The sequence below is a fragment of the Novosphingobium profundi genome, from assembly GCF_018491765.1.
Classification (GTDB): domain Bacteria; phylum Pseudomonadota; class Alphaproteobacteria; order Sphingomonadales; family Sphingomonadaceae; genus Novosphingobium; species Novosphingobium profundi.
Genome location: NZ_JABWCU010000019.1, coordinates 26,061 through 50,207, shown reverse-complemented (window position 1 = coordinate 50,207; position 24,147 = coordinate 26,061). Strand labels below are relative to the sequence as shown.

General features: G+C 66.5%; 18 protein-coding genes. 4 read left to right on the top strand and 14 right to left on the bottom strand.

Going from position 1 to position 24,147, the window contains the following annotated elements:
• Positions 1-65 precede the first annotated feature (65 nt).
• From HT136_RS20350 to HT136_RS20330, 5 genes are all read right to left on the bottom strand, one after another.
• The gene (locus HT136_RS20350; protein WP_343222264.1) at positions 66-2,147 is read right to left on the bottom strand and encodes a TonB-dependent receptor; all 2,082 of its coding nucleotides are present in this window, start codon (positions 2,145-2,147) and stop codon (positions 66-68) included.
• 411 nt (positions 2,148-2,558) lie between these two features.
• Entirely contained in the window at positions 2,559-3,998 is a 1,440-nt protein-coding gene (locus tag HT136_RS20345; RefSeq protein WP_214201688.1) for an FAD-dependent oxidoreductase, read from the bottom strand.
• Complete coding sequence (locus tag HT136_RS20340) at positions 3,995-4,273, bottom strand: 2Fe-2S iron-sulfur cluster-binding protein (RefSeq protein WP_214201687.1); 279 nt, start codon at positions 4,271-4,273, stop codon at positions 3,995-3,997. Before HT136_RS20340 ends, HT136_RS20345 begins: the two co-directional genes overlap by 4 nt.
• A 26-nt stretch (positions 4,274-4,299) precedes the next feature.
• On the bottom strand, positions 4,300-5,511 hold the full coding sequence (locus HT136_RS20335; protein WP_214201744.1) for an NAD(P)/FAD-dependent oxidoreductase: 1,212 nt from the start codon (positions 5,509-5,511) through the stop codon (positions 4,300-4,302).
• Between the two features lie 2 nt (positions 5,512-5,513).
• Positions 5,514-6,440: a dihydrodipicolinate synthase family protein gene (locus HT136_RS20330; RefSeq protein WP_214201686.1), complete on the bottom strand. Its 927-nt coding sequence runs from the start codon at positions 6,438-6,440 to the stop codon at positions 5,514-5,516.
• Between the two features lie 547 nt (positions 6,441-6,987).
• Here HT136_RS20330 and HT136_RS20325 point away from each other — a divergent pair.
• Positions 6,988-7,530: a MarR family winged helix-turn-helix transcriptional regulator gene (locus HT136_RS20325; RefSeq protein ID WP_214201685.1), complete on the top strand. Its 543-nt coding sequence runs from the start codon at positions 6,988-6,990 to the stop codon at positions 7,528-7,530.
• Here HT136_RS20325 and HT136_RS20320 read toward each other — a convergent pair.
• The 7 genes from HT136_RS20320 to HT136_RS20290 all read right to left on the bottom strand — a co-directional run bounded on the left by HT136_RS20320 (position 7,517) and on the right by HT136_RS20290 (position 16,506).
• On the bottom strand, positions 7,517-8,905 hold the full coding sequence (locus HT136_RS20320) for an MFS transporter (RefSeq protein WP_214201684.1): 1,389 nt from the start codon (positions 8,903-8,905) through the stop codon (positions 7,517-7,519). The two genes, HT136_RS20325 and HT136_RS20320, sit on opposite strands and share 14 nt — an antisense overlap.
• Entirely contained in the window at positions 8,871-9,761 is an 891-nt protein-coding gene (locus HT136_RS20315; protein WP_214201683.1) for a DUF8021 domain-containing protein, read from the bottom strand. The genes HT136_RS20320 and HT136_RS20315 overlap by 35 nt, the downstream gene beginning before the upstream one ends.
• 35 nt (positions 9,762-9,796) lie before the next feature.
• Positions 9,797-10,840, bottom strand: coding sequence for a Rieske 2Fe-2S domain-containing protein (locus HT136_RS20310; protein WP_214201682.1), 1,044 nt, complete (start codon positions 10,838-10,840; stop codon positions 9,797-9,799).
• Between the two features lie 70 nt (positions 10,841-10,910).
• Positions 10,911-13,136 carry a TonB-dependent receptor gene (locus HT136_RS20305; protein WP_214201681.1) on the bottom strand — a complete coding sequence of 742 codons (2,226 nt, stop codon included), beginning with the start codon at positions 13,134-13,136 and terminating at the stop codon, positions 10,911-10,913.
• A gap of 43 nt (positions 13,137-13,179) precedes the next feature.
• Positions 13,180-14,058 carry a DUF8021 domain-containing protein gene (locus HT136_RS20300; protein ID WP_214201680.1) on the bottom strand — a complete coding sequence of 293 codons (879 nt, stop codon included), beginning with the start codon at positions 14,056-14,058 and terminating at the stop codon, positions 13,180-13,182.
• Between the two features lie 265 nt (positions 14,059-14,323).
• On the bottom strand, positions 14,324-15,091 hold the full coding sequence (eutC, locus tag HT136_RS20295; protein ID WP_343222259.1) for an ethanolamine ammonia-lyase subunit EutC: 768 nt from the start codon (positions 15,089-15,091) through the stop codon (positions 14,324-14,326).
• Entirely contained in the window at positions 15,088-16,506 is a 1,419-nt protein-coding gene (locus tag HT136_RS20290) for an ethanolamine ammonia-lyase subunit EutB (RefSeq protein WP_246543999.1), read from the bottom strand. Before HT136_RS20290 ends, eutC begins: the two co-directional genes overlap by 4 nt.
• 428 nt (positions 16,507-16,934) lie before the next feature.
• On the opposite strand from HT136_RS20290, the gene HT136_RS20285 reads away from it, so the two are divergent.
• Together HT136_RS20285 and HT136_RS20280 are read left to right on the top strand one after the other, a co-directional pair.
• Positions 16,935-17,690 carry a hypothetical protein gene (locus tag HT136_RS20285; RefSeq protein WP_214201677.1) on the top strand — a complete coding sequence of 252 codons (756 nt, stop codon included), beginning with the start codon at positions 16,935-16,937 and terminating at the stop codon, positions 17,688-17,690.
• 39 nt (positions 17,691-17,729) lie between these two features.
• Positions 17,730-18,677 (top strand): hypothetical protein, encoded by a 948-nt coding sequence (locus HT136_RS20280; RefSeq protein ID WP_214201676.1) that lies wholly within the window; start codon positions 17,730-17,732, stop codon positions 18,675-18,677.
• A 42-nt stretch (positions 18,678-18,719) separates the two neighbouring features.
• On the opposite strand, the gene HT136_RS20275 is transcribed toward HT136_RS20280, so the two are convergent.
• Both HT136_RS20275 and HT136_RS20270 read right to left on the bottom strand, forming a co-directional pair.
• Complete coding sequence (locus HT136_RS20275; protein WP_214201675.1) at positions 18,720-20,894, bottom strand: TonB-dependent receptor; 2,175 nt, start codon at positions 20,892-20,894, stop codon at positions 18,720-18,722.
• A 75-nt stretch (positions 20,895-20,969) separates the two neighbouring features.
• Positions 20,970-22,688: a thiamine pyrophosphate-binding protein gene (locus tag HT136_RS20270; protein ID WP_214201674.1), complete on the bottom strand. Its 1,719-nt coding sequence runs from the start codon at positions 22,686-22,688 to the stop codon at positions 20,970-20,972.
• A 198-nt stretch (positions 22,689-22,886) separates the two neighbouring features.
• Here HT136_RS20270 and HT136_RS20265 point away from each other — a divergent pair, with 198 nt between their 5' ends.
• Positions 22,887-24,143: an MFS transporter gene (locus HT136_RS20265; RefSeq protein WP_214201673.1), complete on the top strand. Its 1,257-nt coding sequence runs from the start codon at positions 22,887-22,889 to the stop codon at positions 24,141-24,143.
• Positions 24,144-24,147 lie beyond the last annotated feature (4 nt).

Here is a 24,147-nt window from a genome sequence, read left to right as displayed (position 1 = left end):
ACTCTTGCAATTGGGCGAAAGCGCGAAGGCCGGCGGCGACATCCTCGCCGCCGGCCTTAACTACATCAGAACTTGAGGCCAACCTCGACGCCGTACTGGCGCGGCGAGTTGTAGCTCGCCAGCGTCGTCGCGCCGTCGTTGAGGGCCCCCGCGCCCACCGCCATCGGCGTGCGCTCGTTGCTGAGGTTGCGGCCGATGAAGGCCAGCGAATACTGGCCGTATTCCAGGCCGACCTTGGCGTTGAAGAAGGTCTTGGGGCCGGTCTCGAGTGAATTCGCCACGTCCCAGTAGACGTTGCCGCGATGCGACATGTCTCCGTGCGCCACGAACTTGAGCGCGTCGGTCAGGTCCGCCTCGTAGTCGATCCCTGCCTGCGCGGTGAAGCGGTAGATCTGCGGGATCACGTTGTCGTGGTAGCCGTCGGGATCCTCGGGGAGGTAGTCCTTGATCTTGACGTCGGAATAGCCGACCGAGCCGCTGAGGCTGAGGCCGCGCATCGGGCGCACCGAAAGCTCGGCTTCCGCACCCATGACCTGGGTCTTGCCGACGTTCGAGATCGCGGTGAAGATGCCCACGTTCTCGACCACGCGCGAGGTGGAGAACTGCTGGTTCTTGAAGTTGGTGTAGAACAGCGCGCCGTTCAGGGTCACCATGTTGCCCAGGAAGTCGCTCTTGAAACCCCACTCGAAGTTGTCGGCGGTTTCCGGGTTGTAATAGAGCAGCGATTCGGCGCTGCTGCTGGGATTGAACCCGCCCTTGCGATAGCCGCGCGAGTAAGTGAGGTAGGTGAAGAAGTCGGGGCTCACCTTGTACGAGAGCGATGCCTTGCCCTGCGGCTCGCTGAACTTCTGCTTGAGAATCTGGCCGGTCAGGCGGTCGAAGTAGGACTGGTCCTCCCAGTCGTAGCGGAAGCCGCCGGTCGCCTCGAGCCGGTCGGTCAGATCATAGGAGACCTGGCCGAACAGCGCGAAAGTCTCGTAATGGCGCAAGTTGTCGTTGTAGCTCGAGGTACCGCCGACCGGATCGTAGCTGCTCTGGTAATCGCGCTTCTCGTCCTGGTAGTAGCCGCCCACGTTCCACTTGAGCGGCCCTGAACCATCGGAGGTCAGGCGCAGTTCCTGCGACCAGGTGGTGTCGACGAAGTGCACGGTCTGCGAGGCGTTGTCCTCGGCCGTGTAGTCCGCGTCCGCCGTGGTGGCTTCGCGGCCGCGCGAATAGGCGGTCACTGCGGTCAGCGTGGCGAAGCCGGGAAGCGACCAGTCGGACTTGAACGAGTAGGCACGCAGCTTGCTGCGCACGATCCCCGCCTGGTTCTCGCTGGGCAGCGGCGTCACGTCCTTGAACTCGTCGTTGTCGACCGCGGCCAGCCACAGGCCACCGGTCTTGCTGTCGGTGGTCGAGGCGCTGAGCGCGAAAGTCAGGTCCTGGGTCGGCGTGAAGATCAGCGAGCTGCGCGTGGTCAGGCCCTTGCCGAAGTCGGCGTTCTTCGCGTTGGCAAGGTTGTCGACGAGGCCGTCGGTCTTGTAGGCGCTGGCGCCGGTCGAGAAATAGAGCTTGTCCTTGACGATCGGCCCCGACAGCCCGACCAGCGCGCGCTTCTCGTCGCCGTTGAGGTACTGGAACGAGGCGTTGCCGGTATATTCGTTCGTGGGCTTCTTGGTGACGATGTTGATCGCGCCCGCAATCGCGCCGCCGCCGTAAAGCGTGCCCTGGGGCCCGCGCAGGATCTCGATCTGCTGGACGTTGACGAGGTCCTGCTGGAAGAACATCTGCCCGGGCTGGACGACGCCGTCGACGATCGTCGCGAAGGGAAACTCGCCGTCACGCCCCAGCGTGGTGAAGCCGCGGAACGAAATCGTCTTGTAGCCCGGATAGAGGCCGTCGAGGACGACGAGGTTGGGGGTCAGGCGCACCGCGTCCTGCAGCGTGCGCAAGTCGGCGTTGGCGATCTTGGCACTGGTGACCACGCTGATCGGATCGGCGACGGTCTGCGCGGTCTCGTTGCGCTTGCGCGCGGTCACGGTGATCTCGTTGGGTGTCGCGTCGGCTTCGTCGTTCGCCTGTGCCATGGCCGGTGCCGAGAAGGCGGCGCCGCCGGCAACCGCACACAGGATCGCGGCCGAAACGAGTGCCCTGGTGGAAAACACGGTCAAATTTCGCATCTTGATCTATCAACCCTCATCGACATGTTGGACAGCGCGCCCGCGCGAATGCCGGGCACGAGATGAATTGCTGGTTCCAAATCCCTGAAACTTCGCGCGGATCGTCCGACTGGCGATCCTTGTTGTCGTTGCACCCCAGCAACCGGAACTGGCGCTGGCCTGGGCGCTGCACGTATTCTTTAGTCTGCTTTCGTCGCGGTCCTGATCGTCTCAGGAGCGAGGTCTGCGTTCAATGTGGTCGTCATCCTGTTTCATTGTCGCGCGCGCAAACTAGCGCGGCTTGCGCACCCCATGTTCTGGCTAGGTGGACTTGCGCGAAGATCGGCTTGCGAAAAAGACGCTGCTCGCGCGGCCCGGTCACGACGCCCGGTCACGACGAACGGTCACGACGCACGTTCACCGGGCCGGTGCGTCGCGCTCCAGAAGTTCGGCGATCGGTACCGCGCGGGCGGGGAAACGCGCGGTAAAGCCGGCAACCTGCGCCGCCTCCCGCCCGCTTGCCCGGGCGATCCGGCGGATCACCGCATGCTCGCACGAACGCCCCTGGCACAGCCCCATCCCGGCGCGGCACCGCAGCTTGACCGCGCTCGCGCCGAACCCGTCGTCGCCCTCGGCACACGCCGCGATCGCCGCGTCGAGGGCGCGCGCGGAGACATCCTCGCAGCGGCACACAAGCGTCTCGAGCTCGGGCTCGGGCAGATAGGCCTGCGGATCGGCAAGCTCGCGCAACATGGCGGTGAACGGTGCGAGCCGCGCGATACGCGCGCGCAGCGCCGCCGCGACGCGCGCGCCTTCGACCTCATCCAGCGCTCCGGCATCGCAGGCAAGCGTCACCCCGGCGAGAGCCCCGCGCAGCATGGCGACGTCGCTCCCGGCCACACCGGCCGTCTCGCCCGCGACATAGAGCCCGGGGAGCGAACTGCGCATCCCTTCGTCGCAAAGCGTTTCCCACCCGCCCGGACCAGGCGCCCAGCGCACCGCCGCCCCCACCTGGCGCACGAGGTCCGATTGCGGCAGGAAGCCATAGCACATCGCAGCGACGTCACAGGCGACGCGTTCGCGCCCCCCGGCCCGCAAAAGCGTGATCGCCTCGAGCGCATCGCCCCCCTCGGCGCGCACGATCGCGCTCCCGAAATGAACCGGAACGCCCGCCTGCCGCAGGTTCGCCAGTCCGCGCGCGCCCTCGAGCAAGGGCCGCCAGGCGCGCAGGACCCCCGGCAACCTCGGCCCCAGCGCGGCCAGCATTGCGCGGCGCGGCTGCGCAAAGTGGACCCCGGCAACCTCGCCGCCCGCCGCCAGAATCTGTTCGGCGAGCACGATCATCAGCGGATGCGTGCCGAAAAGCGCGATGCGCCCGCCCGGCAGGACTTGCGGGCTCTTGAGCAAGGTCTGCACCGCGCCCGCGCTCATCACTCCGGGCAGGGTCCAGCCGGGAAACGCCACCGGCATGTCGTAGCACCCGCCCGCCACGATCACGCGGCGCGCGTCGATACGCTCCACCCCGCCCGTGGCCAGGGGTTGCACGCTGAGCGCGAAGCCCCCCTCCTCGGCGTGCCCGGCACCAACCCCGAGCACCGCGTGACCGGCCCGAAAGTCGAACGCGTCAAGCCGCTCGACCCGCGCCAGCAGCGCGCGTGCCGCGCGGTAGAGCCGCCCCGATTGCCAGCCGGTCACTGCAAAGCCCGGGGGCGGCTGGCGCAGGATCTGCCCGCCAAGGCGCGGTTGCTCGTCGATGAGGCAGGTCGAGAGACCCGCGCCGATCGTTCGTTCGGCCGCCGCCATGCCGGCAGGCCCGCCGCCGACGATGGCGACGTCGTAAGACATGGATGCGTTCATGTCGCCTCCGGAGCGTGCGTAAGCACGCAAAGATCCGCTTCGACCGGGACCAGGCAGGCGCGGCGGCGCACCCAGGCTGCGGCGCCCTTGCGGACCCAGACCGTGCATTCCGAGCAGGTACCCATGTTGCAGAACGCCCCGCGCGCGGTGCCCTCGCGGTCGTCGCGCAGACGCCGCGCGCCGCTTGCGACCAGGGCCGCCAGCACGCTCTCGCCGGGACAGGCGGCAAGGTCGGCGCCATCAAGCCTCAGCGTGACGCGATCGGGGCGTCGCACCCCCTCCTCGATCCGCCGCGCGCCGCTCACGGCAGCACCGCGAAAGCGTTGAGGTGGGCGAAGCGGTCGGGCAGGAACAGCGCGAGCTCATCCGCCGGGCGACCATCGACGATCGTCTGCGCCAGCAGGCGCGCGAGCACCGGCCCCAGCGTGAAGAGCGAACCGCCCGCCGCGACGAAAAGCCCCGGCGCCTTGCCGACCTCGCCCACCAGCGGCAACTGGTCGGCCGAGATGCAGGTGGTGCCCGTCCAGCTGCGCAGAAGGCTGCGCGCGGCAAGGCCCGGCATCACGCGCGCGGCCACCGCGAGATTGCCGAGAAGGTTCGCCTCGACGATCTCGCCCGGACGGTCGAGGTCGGGCAAGCCATCGGCCCTGCGCCGGAAACGCGAGGGCCAGCCCCCGCCGATCAGGAAATTGCCGTCCTCGGACTGCTTCATCGACAGACGCTGACCCACATGCTGGACAAGAAAGGGCAGCACCTGCTCGCCACGTTCGGTGACATTCATCATCAGCGGGACCGGGTACAGCGGCAGGTTCAGCCCGAGCAGGCCCGCCAACCGTGCCGACCAGTGCCCGCTGGCCAGAAGGACACGCGGGGTGGTCACTTCACCCAAGCCATCGAGGCCCTCGATCGTCGCGCGGTACTGGCCATCGGCCTGCATCGCGAGCCCGGTGAGCCGGGCCCCGCAGGCGATCACCGCGCCCTCGCGCGCGGCTTGCTGCGCGAAGGCCCCGGCAAGGATCCGCGGATTGGCATGGCCTTCCTCGGCGAGCCAGGCCGCCCCGGCGAGATGCGGCGAAAGGCACGGCGCGCGCGCGCGCAGTTCATCCGCGTCGAGCAGGCGAGTGGGCAGCCCCAGCGCGTTCTCGCGCGCCACCTTGAAGGCCAGGAGCGCCATCTCGGCCTCGGTCTCGGCCACCATCAACCCGCCGTGCATGGCAATGTCGAGACCGCGTCCCAACATGTCCTCGAGCCCCTGCCACTCGGCGATGGCAAGACGGTTGAGCGAAACGATCCGCGCCGCGTCGGACGCCGCCTCCTCGCCCTGCTCGAGAAAGCGCCGCTCGATCTGGAAATGCAACGATCCCGCGTTCTGCCCCGATGCCCCCGCGTTGACCTGGCTTTGCTCGACCAGCGCCACACGCAGCCCCCGCCGCGCGAGGTGCCAGGCACTCGCGCAGCCCAGCAGGCCGCCACCAACGATCAGGATATCGGGATGAGAACTGCCGGGCGTCATCGTCACAGCATATCGAGGTTTCGCAAGGTCTCCGCAATACGTTCGCGGTCGGCCCCGCCAACCGGCCTGAGCGGGCCGCGCACAGGGCCGCCGGGCAGGCCCATGGCATCGAGCGCGGCCTTGAGGATCGCCGGCCCCGAGCCGAAGCGGCCGATGAGATCGGGGGTGTACCAGTCACGCATGAGCACGCGGTCCTTCAGGCCGCAGGCGCGCGCGCCCTCGATGTCGCCCGCCCAGAGCTTGTCGTAGAAGCCGCTCTGGTTGCGCCCGAGCACACCGCCCGCGCCCATCGTGCCGTCACCTTCGTGGACGCGCAGCAGGCTGAGGCCAAGTTCGTTCATCGGGAAGCCGAACACGCGCACTTTGTCCTTGAGCGCGAAGAAGGTCTCGGCGAAGCGTGTGAAATCCGGCGTGGACTGCTTGATCGCGACCACCGCATCGATCTCGGCGAGGCGCGCGAGCAGCGCGGGGTCCATGTCGATGCCCGTGCCCGGCGGCCAGTTGTAGACGCAGATCGGCAAGTCGATCGCCGCGCCGACTTCTTCGTAGAAAGCGACTATCTCGTCGGCCTGCGGGCGCACGTAAGGTGTTGGCGTCAGCAGGATCCCATCGCAGCCGGCGTCCTTGGCGTGGCGCGCGTAGGCGATGCTCTCGCGCGCGGTGAAGCTGGTGCAACCCGCGATCAGCGGTACCTTGCGGCCGACCTGCTGCCCCGCGAGCGTGAAGAGACGCATGCGCTCCTCGGGGCGCATCGCGGTCCATTCGCCGGTCGTACCCGCCAGCACCAATCCATGCATGCCCTGATCGACGAGCCATTCGAGGAGGAGGCCGAGTCCCTTCTCGTCGAGCTGGTTCTCGTCGATGAAGGGCGTCGTGATCGCCGGGATATAGCCCCGCCAACTCACCCGCGAGCGCTTGCTCAAATCCATTGTCTCGTCCTTGTTACTGCCTCCAAGGCGATCGCCGAGGGGCGATCCCGCCGATTGCCTGGCGCGCCTTTCACGAGCCCCGGAATTGCCAGCCCGGCACCTTGCCAACAATGACCCTGGCCAGATGAAATCGTTGCGACTTGCGCAACGCCACGCGCGCCGCTGCACACCGGGGTGACCCGGATAAGCAGAAGTCCAAGACATTTGGATTTTAGGCCCGGGAGCAGCGCCAGGGGTAACTGGCGCAGCGGCTTCGATGCCGGACAGGACCCTCCGCGCCGGCGCTGTCCCTTGAAATCCACCCTTCCTCGCGCCCGTACGACATTCGGGCCACACTTCATGATGCGCCGGGAAAACGGTGAGATGTCGGGTCAGGAGATCACACGAAAATAGTCCCGAATGGGACTTGATAACTCGTGGATTGGGATTAAAGATCGGCCCTGGCAGGAGGTGTCATCCTGCAGGAATGCCCGAGCAAGAGCAAGCCTGCATGCGATGATCTCAAGCCGAGTGTTCGCCCCGCCGGGCCAACGGAAGAATGGATGGAATGGTAGCTCGATCGAAACGCCAGTCTCTCGCGCAAGTCGAGGCCGAGGAAATTTCGCGAATTCGCGACACGATGTTTGCCCAAAGCGACGTGTGGTACGGCTTTCGCATGATCGTGCTGGGCAATTTCTACTCCAGTACACCATCCGCGCTCGTGGCGAATGAACTGGGAATATCGCGCGACGAGATGAGCATCCTGGCCAGCCTTCACTATTGGGGTGGGCTCAGCGCGAACGTGATTTGCGCGCTTACCGGGCGCCCGAAGAACAGCATCAGCCGCGGCGTGATCCGCCTCGTTCGCGATGGCCTGGTATCGAGCTGCGTCGACGAGACCGACCGGCGGCGATCGGTCCTGACGATCCAGGACCTTGGCACCACGACCTACGAGAAGGCGGCTGCGGTGTTCCGAGACCGCGAGGAAGAGATGTTCGGCTGCCTGACGAAGGCGGAGAAGACCACGCTCGACACGATCCTGCGCAAGTTGCTCCAGAACTGGCAGACACGCCTCTCGCTTGGCTTGGATCGCTACGTCACGGAGTATTGAGCTTTGGGGTTCGACGGGATGCAGGCTGTGCGAGGTGCGGCGGCCGGGTGAACCACAAGATGATCGCAGCCCCGATGCAGAAGACCGAAATGGCGTAGAATACCGGGGCGAAACTGCCGCTCTGGTCATAGCTGTAGCCCGAAGCGACAGGTGCCAGCGCTCCGCACGCGGCGGAGAATGCCGAACCAAAGCCGAACACGAACGGCGCAGCGTGCACGCCGAACCAGTTGCTGAAGGTCATGATCAGGCTCAGAATCGCCCCCGAGTTGCCGATGCCAAGACACGCGATCGCGGCGTAGAGCTGCCACGGCGTGGCGCCGCCGGCGAAAAGCCCGATACCCACCCCCTGCAGGAACAGACTTGCCGCCCAGATCGACTTGGGATCGATCCGGTCCCCGACGAAGCTGATCAGCATGTGCGCGGCAAAACCGGCCCCGACCGAAAGCGAGACGAGATAGGCCGCCGTCTGGGTCGAGTAGCCAAGATCGCGGATCTGGAGCACGGCCTGGGCGTAGAAGATCGTGTAGACCGCGCTGACCCCGGTGGAGCACATCAGGAGCAGCCAGAAGGTGCGCGAACGCATGACGTCACGCATGACCCATTGCTCGCTCGTCTGGTAGACGCGCGCGGCCGTTTCGCGCCGGGACTTCCTGCCACCGCGCACGGCCGCCTCGCCCCCGTCGGGGCATTGGCCGAGATCCTCGGGGCTCTCGCGCACGAACAGGAGGTTTGCCAGCGTGATGAAGGCCGCGAGAAGCGCCACGTACCACCAGCCCGAGCGCCATCCGCTCGTCGCGACGGCCTGCTCGAGCAGCGGAGGGAACACCATGCCGGTCACCCCCCCTCCGGCCAGGACGAGCCCCATCGCCAGCGCGCGCCTGCGCGAAAACCAGCGCGTGACGAGGGTCTGGACCGGAATCGGCCCGGCGACGGCGCTCGCCCCGCCCAGCAGAATGCCGCCCGCAAGGACAAGCCCGATCGGCCCCGTGACCAGCAGCCCCATCGCCAGCGAACCGGCCAGCAGCATGGCGTTGCCGATCACCAGCGTCCAGCGGATGCCAACCGCCTCGATGAGCCGGGCCGTCAACGGTCCGGGCAGCCCCGTCATCAGCATGTAGATCGCAAAGGCGGTTCCCAGTGTCGCGCGGTTGAGCTGAAATTCGTCGGCCATGTGCACGTTGAGGAGGCCCAGCGCGTATATCGGCAGCGCGGTATTGATCGCCATGCCCAGGAACAGCAGGAACGCGAGCTTCCAGCCATAGAAGCGGGCGGACCGGGCCGGGCCGGATGGCATCTGCACGTCATCGTGTGTCGGGTTGGACCTCGCCATCGCGGTCACGTCACGCCCACGCTGCAAGGCGACGGGCTTCGCCATCGCCCCAGCCCGAACGGATCCCATAGGGGAACAGCGCCCCGATCGCGGTCACCATCTCGATCAGCCCATCGCGGATCTTGAAGACCTCGAAAGCAAGAACCGTGCTGGGATCGGGGAAATAGACCGGCGAATAAGGCCGACGCGGATCGGCGGGGTGATCGAAAAGGAGGTGCACGACGATCAACCCCCTCGCCTCGTCCACCACGACCACCCGCCGGTTGCGAAGGGCCTCGATGTACGCGTAATAGCCCTCGGCGATCTGGCGCTGGATCGAATATCCGCGATATTGCTTGGACTCGTCCCATCCGGTGGCGTCGGCGTTGGCGTCAACGCCGCCGTTGACCAGGCGCACGCAAGCTTGCGTCGCCGGGACCATCTCCCCGTCGGTGCGCTCGATCCCGTCGAAGTAGCGGTGGATGATCGCTTCCATCGCCGCGCGCGACGAACGTGCCTCGGGAGCGATCACGTCGTGCAGGCCGTCCGGTCCGCTCACAACCACTTCGGGCTGGAAGAACTCGCCTTCCCCGCGCGAGCACAGGGTTTCGATCTCGCAGATCATGTTGCCTTCCACGCGTGCGCGGATGCCGACGATGGTCTGGCGCGTGTTTTCCTCGGCCGCAGCCCACACGACGACCTGCCCCGTTTCGACATCCGTGAAGTAGTGGCGCTTGTCCCACCATTCGCGGATCGAGCGGGCAAAGCCGGTTCCGATCGGAATTTCGCAGGTATTCTCGGTGTGGCGCAAGTCGGGCGACAGGCGAACGCCGCTGTAGTCGCGGCTCACGAGCGCAGCCAGGTATGTGTCGAGCACCGCAATCAGGCGGTTGCGTTCACGCTCGGCGTCAAATGCAGTCATCGAATTCATTCCGTTCATTTCGGCAAGCCAGGCAATCAGACCGCGTCGGCGTTCTCGGCGTCCATCATCGCCTGGAGAATGCGTCGGCCCATCACTGCGGTGGTGTCGCTCTTGAGCATGAGTTCCTGCGGGATCTCGTCGAGTTGGCCAACGATCCGTTCGATCTCGACGGTAGCCAGGATGTCCTCGTCGAGAACCTTTTGAATGACCGCCTTGGTCCGCTCGATCTCCTGCGGGTCGCTGATGGTCATGGCGAAGAAGTAGTGCGATTTATTGCGCGTGGCCGGGGTCACGGCATGCCACACGCGCCCCTTGCTGAGATAGTCGCCCGCCCCCGGCTGCCCTTCGGAAATCCTGAAATCGCCGATGCCGGAATGAAATCCGGGAAAGAAGAAATCCATGCCCGAAACGCGATCGATCGGACCGCGATAGTCGGTCAGCTCCATCAATATCGGCGTCATCTCGGTGTTGTTCATGATGCGCCGGCTCGACAGGCGGCGGTCGTTGACATCGCGCACCTCGGGTGTCTCGGCATCGGTCTTGGTGCCGATCGAGGTGCCGTGAAGGTAGCTGAGGTGCGAGAGGTCGAGCAGGTTGTCGTTGAGCAGCTGGTAGCGCCCGTCGATCTCGAACGCGAAGAAGGCGTGGGGGATCAGGCCGGGCACCTCGAAGTCGATCTCCTCGAGCGTCGGGATCAGCGCTTCGTCGGCCTTGTCCGGATCGCCCATCCAGATCCAGGCCCAGAGCCCGCGTTCGACGAGCGGAAAGGCCGGGATGCTGTAGACGCCGGGAATGCTCGTCTGGCTCGGCACGAAGGTGCACTTGCCGCGCGCATCGAAGGTAATGCCATGGTAGCCGCACTCGATCGCATCGCCCACGCGGCGGCTCTTGCCGAGCGGGAAGTGCCGATGCGGGCAGCGGCCACTGACCGCGACCGCCTCCCCATCGTGTTTGCGATAGAGCACGACCGGCTGGTTCAGGATCCAGCGCTCGACAAGTTCTTCGCCGATCTCGTGGATGAACGCGGCGACGTACCAACCGTTGCGCGGTGCGAAGTTGCCGGGTTTGAACGGGTACATGTGTCTGACTTCCCGGTATGGTTGCGACCACGAAGGGCCGGGATGATTGATCGAAGGTTCGCCGGAGCGATCAGAAGTGGAAGCCGAGGCGCGCGCCGTAAGTACGCGGATCGGTGGGGACGATGGCCAGCACGCCCGAGATGTTGGTGGTCGCGCTCATCTGGATGTCGTTTTCGATGTTGCGGACATAGCCCTGCAGGTACCAACGGCCACCCGGCGCATTGTACGTCGCGGACGCCTCGGTGCGGGTGAACGAAGGCTGGCGCAGCATCTGCACCGTGCTCGAACTGCCCAGCACATAGGATGCGCTCATCTTGCTGCGCAGGTCGAGATCGAGCGAGGCACCGGAGGCAAAGGGAAGCGAATACGTGTAGCTCGCGGTGATCGCGCTCTTGGGCGAGCGGTCGAGCGGGCGACCCGCATAGTCCGGACCATCGGCGCCCAGCGGCAGGTATTCGGTGTACTTCGCATCCAGCAGGCTGGCGAAGATCGACAGCGTGTTGCGCGGCGAAGGCCGCAGCGTCGCCTCGAGTTCGAGACCGTAGATCCGCGCCTTGCCCGCGTTCTGGATCAGCTGTGCCGCGGCGCCCTGGAAATACGTCGTCGTGCTCAGTTGAAGGTCGCGATAATCGTAATAGAACCCCGTCAGTGCATAGCGGAAGCTGCCATCGGTGGTGCGGCCCTTGAGCCCGGCCTCGTAGGCAGTGATGGTTTCGGGTTCGTAGAACAGCTGCTGGGCCGAAAGCGGGGTGCCGCAGTCCTGCCCGCCGGGGGTGGAGCCGGCCAGGCAACCGTCGTTGAAGCCGCCCGCCTTGTAGCCGGTCGAGACAGTCGCGTAGAGCAGGTTGGTGGGCGACAGGTCATAGTCCAGGCCCACGCGCCAGGTCGCCTTCGAGAACGACACCGAAGCGCCACCGGCCGAAGGGATCTCGACGCCCCCGATGTCGAGGATCACCAACCCGAATTGCGACTTCTCGTCGCGGGTGTAGCGCAGGCCCCCGGTCAGGCGGAAGGTGTCGGTCAGGCTGTACGTGGCCTGGCCGAACACGGCGTAGGACTTGGACTTGGTCGGACCATAGTCGAGGATGAAGTGGTCAAAGCCGTAGTAATCGGGCTGGTCGAAGTACTGGTAGGATTTCTCGTTGAAGTACATGCCGCCGACCTGGAGCTTGAGGCCCCGCACATCGTTGAGCGAAAAGCGCAGCTCGTGCGAGTACTGATCGTACTCCTGATTGGTGTAGGTCGGGGCGACCTGGCCGAGAAGGTCGGTATAGGCCTCGTCCATGGTGAAACGGCGGTAGGAACCGATGTAGGTCGCGGTCACCGGCCCCATGTTCCAGGCCAGTTCCCCGTGCAGGCCATAGCTGTGGTCATCGGCATAGGGGTCCAGCGTCTGCGAATAGCCGCGCTGGAGACGGTCCGAGGTGCTTGAGGAGGCCACGTAGACGCGGTTGTCGGTGTCGCCATCGGCGCCGGTCGCGTAGAAGCTGCTGCCCTCGACGAAGAGTTCGGGGATGCCCTTGAGCGAGGTGTAGTCGCCGATCACCAGCACCTGGAGATCGGGAGTGATGTCCCACCGGCCCGAAATGCGCAGCGACTTGTTGTCCTTGAACGGGTCGGCGCTGTAGGTGTCGCCCGGCGCGTTGCTGTAGTAGCTGTCGCGCCGGTCGTAGGAGCCTGCCACGCGAATGGCGGCGGTGTCGCCGATCGGCAGGTTCACGGCCAGGTCGGCCTGCCGGTTGTCGTAGTTGCCATAGCCGATGTTGCCGGTCACCTCGAACACGTCGCCCGGCCGCCGACTGATGACATTGATCACGCCCGCGGTCGAGTTGCGGCCGTACAGTGTCCCTTGCGGGCCGCGCAGCACTTCGACGCGGTCGAGGTCGAAGAAGCTGACTTCCTGCGCCTGGGGCCGCGCGACATAGACGCCGTTCAGCAGGAATGCGGCCGAAGGGTCGCCCTTGGCGGTGGTGTCGGAATTCGACACGCCGCGAATGGTGATCTGGAGGCCGAAGTAACGGTTGATCTCAAGGCTGGGAACCTCGCTCGCCAGCTGGACCACGTTGGTCACGCCCTTGTTGAGCAGGGCATCGCCGCCAATCGCGGTGATCGCGATCGGAGTCTTGGAGGCCAGCGTGGGATCGCGCTGGGCCGTGACGATGATGTCACCGCCTTGCGCGTTCTCCTGCGCCTGCGCGGCAAGCGGAAGAACCAGAGCGGCGAGGCAAGTTCCAAAGGCCAGGGCCTTACGGGTCGTACCGGTACGATCGATCGAAAAATCAGGACGCTCAAGCATATACAAACCCCAAAAATGACTGTGCGGCGATGTCCACCTGAAATCAGATTGCGATCGAGATCCGTCGCTCTCCCTCGCCCCATCCACTCGCGATGCCGTAACCAACCGAGTAACAGATCGCCCAGACCGCCCGGACCTGCCGGTCGACCACCTTGAACACCTCGAAGGCGAGCATCGTGTTCGGCTTGCCGAACGGCACCGAGCCATCGGGTTTGACGATGTCGCCGGGGTGGTCGAAGAGGACGTGCGCGAGCACCAGCCCGCGCTCGGTGTCGACGATCGGGAAGCGGCGCCCACGCAGGGCTTCGATGTAGGCGTAGTGGCCCTCGCTCATCTGAACCTGCACGCCAAGCGCGCGGTGCGCTTCCGAGGCGCCCAGTTCGGAGACGTCGGCAACGGTATCCTCCGCACCGTTGACGAGACGCAGGCAATCGCCCTCGACCGGGACAAGTTGGCCGTCGTTCTGTTCGATCCCGTCGAAATAGCGGTTCGCTATCTCGATCAACTCGGCGCGTGTCGCCCGCTTGTCCTCGGGCACAACCTCGTGGAACCCGGCATCCTGGGCCTGGATCACTTCCGGAAAGTAATAAGGATCGGTGTTGCCCACGAGGATCGTCTCGATCTCGCTGATCAGCAGGCCTTCGATCTTGAGGCGCACGCCATAGATCACTTCCCCGCCGATCTGGTCGAGCACCCCCCAATATTCGACCTGTCCTGCCTCGATATCGACGAAGAACTGCCCGCCTTCCCGCAAGCCCACCGCCGTACGTGCCGCACCGCAGCCCAAAGGCAAGGGGATGCAATTCTCGGTGTTGCGCAAGTTGGGGGCAATCTTGAGACCGCGAAAATCGTGCCTGATCAGCGCCTGCAAATAGGCTTGCGCAAAACCGATCAACCGGTCGCGCCTGGTGGAATGATCCATCCGCTTCTTCCCTGTTTTGTATCGCTTGCCAGACCAGACGGGCCCGTTGCCGCGAGACACATGTCGCGCGACCACAGAGATCGTTCCAGCTCTGCAGCGAATCTTATTTAGTACAATATGGGACGACTATTGAGCCCATATGGGACTGTGTCAATGGTCAATTCAACTATTTGAAGGCCCTCGCAAGCAGCCCCATCAATTCATTGTATTCGCGTAATTTCATGCACGCATCACGGGGCCTTGGTGCAGGACCGGGAGGCCGCTGTCAGCCCTCGAGAACGGGTCCCTGGTGAGCGGATTGTTCGGCGATCATCCCGACGCCCGTGCAGCCGATCCGACGCGCTGCTCGCGCTATGCGCAGCACCTCCCCGGCGGCATCCTCGATGCGCCACCCATGCGGAGGGCGGATATTGGAAATGCAGTTGCGTTCGCTGTCGAGCCGCCCCTTGCGCGGTTGCCAGGTGATGTAGGCGCTCAGGCTGTCCGCAGCGCTGAGGCCCGGGCGCTCCCCGATCAGGATGACCGAAATCTTCGCCTTCAGCGCCTCGCCGATCTCGTCCGCCAGCGCGACGCGCGCCTGGTGCGCGACGATGATCGGGCCCACCTGCCAATCCTGCGCCCGCGCGAGGATCGCGCCGACGAGGTTTGCGGCATGCGCGCGCACCGCCGTCGCGGAAAGACCGTCCGCCAGAATGATCGCAAGGTCCGAACGGTGCGGGGACAGGCGCTCGGCCATGCCGGGCGCGAGCCTGCGGCCAAGATCGGGCCGCATGAGATATTGCCCCCGATCGGCCGCCTGGCTGCAGACTTCGAGAACGGGATGGCCGTGGAGCGTGCTGCCATAGGCGCCCGCGTCCAACTGCGCATGCACGGCGTCGCGCGCGCGCGCGTGCGCCAGCTGAAAGTCGAGTGCGGCACGGGTCGGAATGGAACTGCCGATGCGTCCGATGGCGACCCGTGCGCTGGTCGCCGCGCGCATGCGTTCCGCCAGTGTAGGCGGTGCCTCAGGGGCGAGCTTGCGCTCGTCACTCACAGCAGTGCGGCCAGTGCGGGCGAGGAGGCCAGTTGCGGGAGGCGCGGCGTGGCGGCCAGGCGACCGGCCGGATCGAAAATGCCGATAGACGTGAGCCAATCCTCGAATTCGGGTGCGGGCCGCAATCCCAATACGTCCCGCAGATAAAGCGCATCGTGGAAACTGGTGGACTGATAGCCCAGCATCACGTCGTCGGCGCCGGGAATACCCATGATGAAGCTCACGCCTGCCACCCCCAGGACCGTCGCGATCACATCCATATCGTCCTGGTCCGCTTCGGCATGGTTGGTGTAGCAGATGTCGAGCCCCATCGGCAGGCCGAGCAGCTTTCCGCAGAAGTGGTCTTCCAGCGCCGCGCGCAGGATCTGCTTGCCGTCGTAGAGGTATTCCGGGCCGATGAAACCGACCACCGAATTGACCAGCAGCGGATCGAAGCTGCGCGCCACTTCATAGGCACGGCATTCGAGCGTTTGCTGGTCGATCCCGTGATGCGCATCGGAGGACAGGCACGATCCCTGTCCGGTCTCGAAATACATCACGTTACGGCCAAGCGTCCCGCGGTTCAGCGCCAGCGTCGCGTCCCAGGCTTCGCGCAACAGGGACAGCGAGATGCCGAAGCCCTCGTTCGCGGCTTGCGTTCCCGCGATCGACTGGAAGCACAAGTCGACCGGCGCGCCCTTGCGGATCAGTTCGAGCGTGTTCGTCACGTGGGTCAGGACACAGCTCTGCGTCGGGATCGCCAGCGCCTCGCGAATCTCGTCGAGCATGTGCAGCAAGACACCGATGTTCGCGACATCATCGGTCGCCGGGTTGATGCCGATGACCGCATCGCCCGATCCCAGGAGCAGGCCGTCGAGGATCGCGGCGGCAATCCCGCGCGGGCTGTCGGTGGGATCATTGGGCTGAAGCCGGGTCGACAAGCGCCCGGACAAACCGATCGTGTTGCGAAACGAGGTCGTGACCTCGACCTTGCGCGAAACCGCCACAAGATCCTGGTTGCGCATGACCTTGGAGACCGCCGCGGCCATCTCGGGTGTTATTCCCCTGGCGACCGAACGCAGCGCATCGCTTTGCGTGGTCTCGTCGAGCAGCCATTCCCGCAAGCCACCCACGGTCAGGTGGCGAATGGGTGCGAACGCCCTGGCGTCGTGCCGCTCCAGGATCAGCCGGGTGACCTCGTCGCGCTCGGCGGGGATCAGCAGGTCTTCCAGAAAGACCGTCAGGGGAAGATCCGCCAAAACCCAGCGCGCGGCAACGCGTTGCTCCGCATTCTCGGCCGCCAGACCCGCCAGAACGTCACCTGAGCGGAGCGGGGAAGCGCACGCGAGAACGTGCCCGAGCGAACGGAATGTGTGGCGCGTGCCGGAAATGTCGGTTCTGTATTGCACACTTACCTCGACATGCGGCGGGGCCATGACATCCGGGCCAGCCTCCAGAGAGCGTCAGTAAATGGTCCCAAGTGGGACTTGTCAAGCGCAGAATGCCAATCGCGGGAGCCGCACGGCCCGTCGCTGCGCACTTGGCTGCACCATTTGCAGCAAGAATATCGCCTTTTCGGGCGGCAACCAACCAAAGCATCGCTCTGCAGCAATCCGGCTATCTGCAACCCGGTGCGGACTTTCGGGCCAGTGTTCCGACTACATCCGTCACCTCTCGTGCTGGCGCGATATCTTGAACTGCCGCCTTGCGGGAAACACCTCTGGCAAGCCGGACCGCTCGGACGGGGGTCTCCCCCCTTTCCCGATCGCGCCGTGATCAATCGTGCCAAGCAACCAGTCTTAAAGGATTTTCACCTAGTTCGGTTGTCGTCCGGGGCACGATCCGGGCGTCACTGGTGAATTTCATGAAGATCGACATCGAGAGCCTCATCGCCGCCGCCGTCACGCTCGACCGCGAGGAAGAGGACGTGTGCCGCTGGGAGCTCGAGCTCGAAACCCTTGCATTCCACCTTGACCAGGCGAGCCCCGCCGAACTCGCGCGGCGTGGCGAGAGCCTCGCCGTGCTGCGCGGCCACCTCGGCGCGCTGGCGGGCGAATGCGCGCACGTGCGCCGTGCGATCGGCCGTCCGGGCGAAGACGAGTTGCACCCCGACGTGCGCCCGGCCGTGACCCGCATGGCGTCGACCGCGGCCGCCATCGAGGCGCGCACCGCGGCGCTGCGCCATCGCCTGCTCGACATCGCGCTGCACCTCGAGGAGGCCCTCCTCGCCCTGCATGCCGAAAGCCTCGAAGCCACGTTGCTCCGGCTTTTCGCGGACGCGGGCGCCCCCTTGAGCGAAACCGAGATGCTGGCAAGACTGGCGGATGATCGTGCCGCCATTACGGCGGGCATGGCCCAGATGCGGCAATTCGAAGGCGTTCCCGCTGGCGTCTGGCCGCGTTCGCCCTATGGGCGCGGCGAACTTGCCAGCGCGCTCGCGCAGCTCAGGGCCGATGGCCAAGCAACCCGCCACATCGGCGCGTCGCTGCGTGCCCGCTGGACCCTGCGCGCACATCGGCGCAGCGCGGGCAGGACGTCTGCGCGCTTCTTCGCACCGCGCGCGCCTTCGCAAACCGCCCCTTTCTGGCACGCCCCCGAGAACGTACTTAACGCACTGTAAACCATTCACTATGTCCCCGGGGAAACCCGGAGACAGTGAATGGCCCTTTTCGATCGCCTGCGCCGCATTGCCGGCATTGCCACCGAGCAGGACATCGCGCAAATGCTCGCGAGCCGGGACGCCATGCACCGCTCGTCCGACCCGTGCGACCGCTTCGGCGCCGCCTTCGGCGACTTCGTTCACCACCTCGACGCCAGAGAGGCCCGCGCGCAGTCGAAGATCATCCGCGATTCGAACGTCGCCTGGCCCGCCGCGCCGCAATTGCGTTGGGAAGCCGCCGCGCGGATCGGGCGCGAATACGGCAAGGAACTCGTCACCAAGCGCCTTGCCGAGGTGAACGAGGCCGAACTGGCGCGCGCGGTGAACGCGCAGGCGCTGGGCGAGGCGGTCGCCGAAATGCGCACCCGGACCTTCAACCCCAAGGCCACGACCAGCATCGAGGACGTGGTCAAGGACAAGGCGCGCGAGATCACCCACCACGTCCACGCCTTCCTCTCGCACGGGCGTATCGCCGAATTCAACGCGCGCGCGCTGACCAATGCCCTGCTCGACCTGCCCAACCTTGCCGTCGAGGCGCGGCTTGCCGAGGACGTCGCCGAATTCCTGCCGGGGCCCAAGGGCCGCGATCGCGGCGCCTGGTTGATGGATGCCCACCGTACCCGCCTCGCGATGGCGCAGACCGGACTGCTTTCGGCGCAGGCGACGGTGCGCGCCGCGCGCGAGGCGAACACGATGACGCGCCTGCGCATCGGTGCCATCGCCGGATTCGACCGCGCCGAAGCCGAAGCTTCCGGGCCCGAGGAGCGCCGCGCCCTGCTTGAGTCCGCGAAGCGGCGGATCTTCGTGCTGGCCTACGGCTCGCTCGAAGCCCAGCCCGACGCCAGCATCAAGGACACGCTCTTGCGCGACAACCCGCGCACCGGCAAGGAAAGCGCACCCGCGAACCTTGAAATGCACGAGGCCGCGCCGGGTCTCGAAGTTTCCTGAGGAAACTCGCGCCCGCGCGGCCCTGCCGTGCAGCCGGTGCGATCAGTAGCTGAACTTGACCGAGACCTTCCAGGTACGCGGCTCGCCCGGGCTGCGGATACCGTAGGCGCCCAGCACGTTGCCGTAGACGTAGTACTGCTCCTTCAGGAGGTTGGCGACCGAGAAGCGCACTTCCACGTCGCTTGCCACCGGCGGCGCCCAGCCGACGTAGGCGTTCACGATCTGGTAGCCGGGCATGTAGGTGATCGGCGCATTGGTGCCGCCCAGGTACTTGCCGCCCTGGTAGGACCAGTCGCCGCCAACCAGCAGCGCGCCCAGCTTCTCGTCGGGAACACGCCCGCTGAAGCCCGCGCTCGCCTGCCAGTGCGGCACGTTGGGCAGGCGCGTCGCGCCCGCCGCCGCCGCCGAGCTGGCCGGGTCGATGTCGAGGTACTTGTCGTCGTTGTAGGCCCCCGTGGTAAACAGCGTCCAGCCGCGCACCGGCACGTAGGAGAACTCGCCCTCCAGGCCCTGGACGCGCGCGGTGCCCGCATTCTGGGTCAGCGCCGAACCGTTGACGACGACGTTGGTCTGAATGTCGGAGAAGTCGTTACGGTAGGCGGCAAGGTTCAGGCGCGCGCGGCCGTCGAGGAAGGTGGTCTTGAGGCCCAGCTCGTAGGCCCACACCGTCTGCGGGTCGAAGCCGTTCTCGTAGTTGGTCGGGCTGACCAGCGCGAGGTAGTTGAACCCGCCACCCTGGAAGCCCCGCGAGACGCTGGCGTAGGCCAGCACGTCGGGGGTCGCCTGCCAGTTCAGGCCGAACTTGGGGGTCCAGGCATTGGCGCTGCGGCTCGCGTCGATCAGGCCGTAGGTACGGTCTGCCAGAACGGTCGTCAGGTTGTTCTGCTGGTATCCGTCGACCGACTTCTTCTCATGCGTGTAGCGCAGGCCCGCGACCGCCGAGAGGGTGGGCGTCAGGTCGTAGGTGAGCTGGCCGTAGGCGGCGTAGCTCTGCGTCTTCATGTGCACCATCTGCGGGAGCAGGTCGTAGACGCCCAGCAGGTAGTCGTCGCGGCCCTGATGGCCCTTCTCCTGAAAGTAGTAGAGACCGCCGATGTAATGCAGCTTGTCGCCAAGGGTATCGCCCAGGATCTGCAGTTCCTGCGAGATCTGCGTGCGTGCGGCGGCGGACTCGAGCCGGTCGAAACCGAGGTCGTAGGGCCCCTCGACGGTGTTTGTCGGGCGCCCGGCGGTGGTGTCGGCGAGGAAGTCCTCGCTGGTGTGGATCACGCCGGTGACCGACTTGATGGTCGCCCCGCCCAGATCATAGCTCAGCGTCAGGTCGCCGCCATAGGTCTCGGCATCGCCGTAGCCGTCGAGCGGGCTGAGATAGGTGTAGGGATCCGAGGCGGCGGGCGCGAGCGTGGTCGGATTGGTGGCAAGGCCGACCGAGCCGTCGTTCTTGGCGCGCGAGTAGAACGCGGTGGCGTAGAGCCCGAAGGGGCCCGCGCCGATGTACTTGAGCGCGGCGCGCGCACCATATTCCTTGGAATAGCCGTAGTCGTCGCGGCCGAGCGCGGGGGCGTCGTAGTAGCCGTCGCGGTCGTAGTAGTTGCCGCTCACCAGCAGCGCCCAATCGTCCGAGAGCGGGGTCGAGACCGTGCCCTTGAGGCGCTTCATGTTGTAGGCGCCCGCTTCGGCCTCGAAATCGCCATAAGGCGTGTCCGAGGGCTTCTTGGTCACGTACTTGATCGCGCCGGTCAGCGTGTTGCGCCCGTAGAGCGTGCCCTGCGGGCCGCGCAGGACCTCGATCCGCTCGAGGTCGGCGAGATCGAGGTTCGCGCCGGTCAGGCTCGCGAAGTACATGTCGTCGATGTAGAGGCCGACGGCGGATTCGTAGCCCACCCAGGTCCCCGCGTTCTGCCCCGCGCCGCGCATGAAGATGGTGAGCGTGGTGGGATCGACGGTGCCCTGCGTCACCGAGAGACTGGGCGTCACCCGCTGGAGGTCGGCGGTGCGGCTGATCTGGAGGTCGCCCAGCGCCTTGTCGTCGAGCGCGGTCACCGAGATCGGCGTCTTCTGGAGGGTCGTCTCGCGGCGCTCGGCGGTCACCACGATGTCGCCCCCGTAGCCACCTGCGGCCGGGGCCTCAGCGGTATCGGACGTCGTCTGGGCCAGTGCCGGGGCCGCCGCGACAAGCGCAGTGCCGGCAAGAAGCCAACCGGAAATCTTGGTCATGTGCTTTCCCCGTGATGTGTTGTGTTCTGGTGCCTCTCCACAGGCAGGTCTTGTTTTCATTGAGGCGCAAAGGGATCAGTGGCTCGGGATGTCCTCGAAGAGGATCATGCCGAGCAAGGGTTCGGTCTTGCGGATACGGCCGCTGTCGGTGTCGACGCGCGCGTCGATGAGCATGGGCCCTTCGACGCCAACGCTCGCGCGCACCGCGTCGGACAGCTGCGAGCGGGTCGAGACCACCACCCCGGACATGCCGAAGGCGCGCGCGATAGCGGCGTAGTCCGACTGGCCCAGCTCGGTATTCGAGGTGCGCCCGTAGGCAAGGGCCTGTCCGTGGTATTCGGTGCCCCACTTGCCGTCGTTGGAGACAACGATGGTGAGCGGGATGGCCCCGCGCGCCAGCGTGTCGAGTTCGGCGAGGAAGAAGCCCAGCGAACCGTCGCCGGTCACCAGCACCACCGGCACCGGCGCGCGCCCTTGCCGGCGCGCGTCCTCCGCCTCGCCCGCGGCCATGCCGACCGCAATCGGAAAGCCTGCGCCCATCGCGCCGAAGGGCAGCAGGTCCGAGTAGGCCCGCGGCGTGTTCACCCGCATGCGCGCGTGGGTGAAGTTCGCCGAATCCGCCCCGTCGCACACCAGCACACGCTCTTCGGGCAGATGCCGGTCGAGTTCGGCGCCGATCGCGACCGGGTGCAGGTTCTCGCCATATTCGCCGAGCAAGGCCTCGATGCACTGCGCACGCGGGGCGAGCGCCTCTTCGATCCAGGCCGGATCGCGCGCGAAGCCCTGCTCGCCAAGCCGCGCGGCGAGCGCGTCGAGGCTGCGCCCCGGATCGGCGACGACCGCCAGCTCGACATCGGTGTTGCGCCCGATCGCCTCGGCGCTGCTGTCGAGATGGATGAAGCGCGCGCCTTTGGCAAAGCGCGGCGAAAGGCCATAGCCGAACCACAGGTTCATGCGCGCGCCCACGACCAGCACGAGGTCGGCCTCGGCGGCGGCCCTTTGCGCGTAAGGCCAGGGATAGCCATGCGGCGCGACTTCGGGCGCGAGCCCGCGTCCCAGCCCATTGCCCAGCACCGCAATGCCCATGCGCGAAAGCGCCGTCAGCGCGCCTGCGGTGTCCGACTGGGCGGCGCGGTTGTCGGTGACGATGATCGGGCGCGCGGCGCCTTCGAGCAGCGCGGCCATCGCCGCGATCGCCCCCGCCTCGGCGCCCGGCAAGGCCAGCACGGGCGCCGTCGGGCGCGGCAGGCTCTGCGTCACCTTGCCCATGAAGTCGAGCGGCAGGATCAGCAGCGCAGGCCCCGGCACGCCTTCGTTGGCGGCCTTGATCGCGGCGTGGACGTATTCGCCGATGCGGTCGGGCGAAGGGACTGTGCGGCTGAACTTGAGGAAGGGCGCGGTCAGCTCGTGCCGGTCGACCGCGTATTGCGCCGCCGGCTCGACCCAGCTGTCGGGAAAGCGGGTGGCGATGACGACGAGCGGGGTCTCGCCCTGTGCGGCGGTCATCAGCGCGGTCATCGCATTGGCAAGGCCCTGTTCGGCAACGATGAGCGCAAAGCCGGTGCGCCCGGTGCGCCGGGCATAACCGTCGGCAGCGCCCACCGTGCCGCTTTCGTGCCGCCCACCCACGATCGTGGCACCCCGGTCCTCGAGCGCAAAGAGCAGCGGCGCATGCGTCGCCCCGGCCAGCGCGAAGACGGTGCCACAACCGGTCTCGACGATGGTCTGCGCGAGATAGTCCGCGCACGTCGTCTCGACCGGAGCGGTTGGCGATGATTCGGGAGGCCGTGTCATGTCCCGAGGCTGACTTGACCCGGGCTCCAGGTCGATTGTGCGCGGTTCAACTATCCGGGATGCGGAGGTTCGCTCGCCCCGCCCTCGCCTGTCCGCGTCCCGTCGCTACGCCTTGTCTCGGATGGCAGGCGCGCTAACACACCGTAAAGGCACTGCGCGCACGCCGCCGATCCCACTTGCAAAGGCCCCCCCGAAAGCATGACCCGATCCCCCCCGAGCCGCCGCGGCCGCGACGAATTCCGCGAGGGCTGGCGCCCGCTTCTTGCCTGCGCCTTTGGCCTGGGCCTCGGTCTCTCGCCGATCGCGCCCTATACCGCCGGGATCATGGCCAATGCGCTGGAGGCCGCGCTGGGCTGGTCGCGCGCGGACATACTGGGCACCTTGATGCTCGCCCCGATCGGACTGGTGCTGCTCGGGCGCCACGTCGGCCGGCTCGTCGACAAGGTGGGCCCGCGCAAGGTGGCCTTGACCTCGACGCTGGGGCTGGGCCTCGCGCAGTGGCTGATCGCCGCGATCGGCTCGAACCTGATTGCCTTCTACCTGGCCTGGGCGGTGCTGGCGGTGGTCTCGCTCGGCACGCTGCCGATGACTTATGCCAAAGTGATCAACGCCTGGTTCGTCGAGACGCGCGGCATCGCGCTCGGCCTCGCGCTCGCGGCGACGGGCCTGACCGGCGCGCTGATGCCCTTCCTCCTCACCAGCGCGATCGCGGCGATGGGCTGGCGCGGGGGCTACCTGGTGCTGGGCGCGCTGCCGATCGTGCTTGCCATTCCGGTGCTCTGGCTCTGGCTGCGCATGCCCGCCCCGCGCGCGGCAGGCCGCGCCAAGGCCCTTCCCGCAAGCGGCATGCCCGTGCGCGAGGCGCTGCGCGGCGTGCGCTTCTGGATCCTCGCCGCGGGCTCGATGGCGCTTGCCTTCGCGGTGAGCGGGCTGCTGCCCAACCTCTACCCGCTGCTCCTTGCCCGCGAGGTTTCGCCCGCGACGGCGGCCACCGCGCTCGCCGGGCTCGCGATCAGCGTGACCGCGGGGCGCATCGTCTCGGGGCTGCTGCTCGACCGGATCTGGGCGCCGCTGGTCTGCGCGATCCTGGTGGTGCCCGCGATCGGCGCGCTCGCCCTGCTCGCCTCGCCGGTGCTGACACCCTCGATCATGATCGGCGCGGTGGTCACGCTGGGCCTCGTCGCGGGCGCCGAGTTCGACCTCGTCGCCTTCATGACCGCGCGCTACTTCGGGCAGGCCCACTTCAGCGAGCTCTATGCGATCCAGTACGCGATCTTCGGCCTCGGCGCCGGGTTCGCGCCGGCGATCTACGGCGCGATCTTCGACCACTTCGGCACATACGCGCCCGAGATCTACCTCTCGAGCGTGCTCCTGCTCTTCGCGGTGGCGATCCTCTTCGCGCTTGGCCGCTACCCGCTCGGCTTCACCCCTGAAGGCGAAGCCGAGCGGGATTGAGCCG

Coding starts and splice junctions, on each gene's coding strand:
- HT136_RS20345 (WP_214201688.1), bottom strand. CDS start 3,998: ATGAACGCATCCATGTCTTACGACGTCGCCATCGTCGGCGGCGGGCCT.
- HT136_RS20335 (WP_214201744.1), bottom strand. CDS start 5,511: ATGACGCCCGGCAGTTCTCATCCCGATATCCTGATCGTTGGTGGCGGC.
- HT136_RS20330 (WP_214201686.1), bottom strand. CDS start 6,440: ATGGATTTGAGCAAGCGCTCGCGGGTGAGTTGGCGGGGCTATATCCCG.
- HT136_RS20325 (WP_214201685.1), top strand. CDS start 6,988: ATGGTAGCTCGATCGAAACGCCAGTCTCTCGCGCAAGTCGAGGCCGAG.
- HT136_RS20320 (WP_214201684.1), bottom strand. CDS start 8,905: ATGGCGAAGCCCGTCGCCTTGCAGCGTGGGCGTGACGTGACCGCGATG.
- HT136_RS20315 (WP_214201683.1), bottom strand. CDS start 9,761: ATGACTGCATTTGACGCCGAGCGTGAACGCAACCGCCTGATTGCGGTG.
- HT136_RS20310 (WP_214201682.1), bottom strand. CDS start 10,840: ATGTACCCGTTCAAACCCGGCAACTTCGCACCGCGCAACGGTTGGTAC.
- HT136_RS20305 (WP_214201681.1), bottom strand. CDS start 13,136: ATGCTTGAGCGTCCTGATTTTTCGATCGATCGTACCGGTACGACCCGT.
- HT136_RS20300 (WP_214201680.1), bottom strand. CDS start 14,058: ATGGATCATTCCACCAGGCGCGACCGGTTGATCGGTTTTGCGCAAGCC.
- HT136_RS20290 (WP_246543999.1), bottom strand. CDS start 16,506: ATGGCCCCGCCGCATGTCGAGGTAAGTGTGCAATACAGAACCGACATT.
- HT136_RS20285 (WP_214201677.1), top strand. CDS start 16,935: ATGAAGATCGACATCGAGAGCCTCATCGCCGCCGCCGTCACGCTCGAC.
- HT136_RS20280 (WP_214201676.1), top strand. CDS start 17,730: ATGGCCCTTTTCGATCGCCTGCGCCGCATTGCCGGCATTGCCACCGAG.
- HT136_RS20275 (WP_214201675.1), bottom strand. CDS start 20,894: ATGACCAAGATTTCCGGTTGGCTTCTTGCCGGCACTGCGCTTGTCGCG.
- HT136_RS20270 (WP_214201674.1), bottom strand. CDS start 22,688: ATGACACGGCCTCCCGAATCATCGCCAACCGCTCCGGTCGAGACGACG.
- HT136_RS20265 (WP_214201673.1), top strand. CDS start 22,887: ATGACCCGATCCCCCCCGAGCCGCCGCGGCCGCGACGAATTCCGCGAG.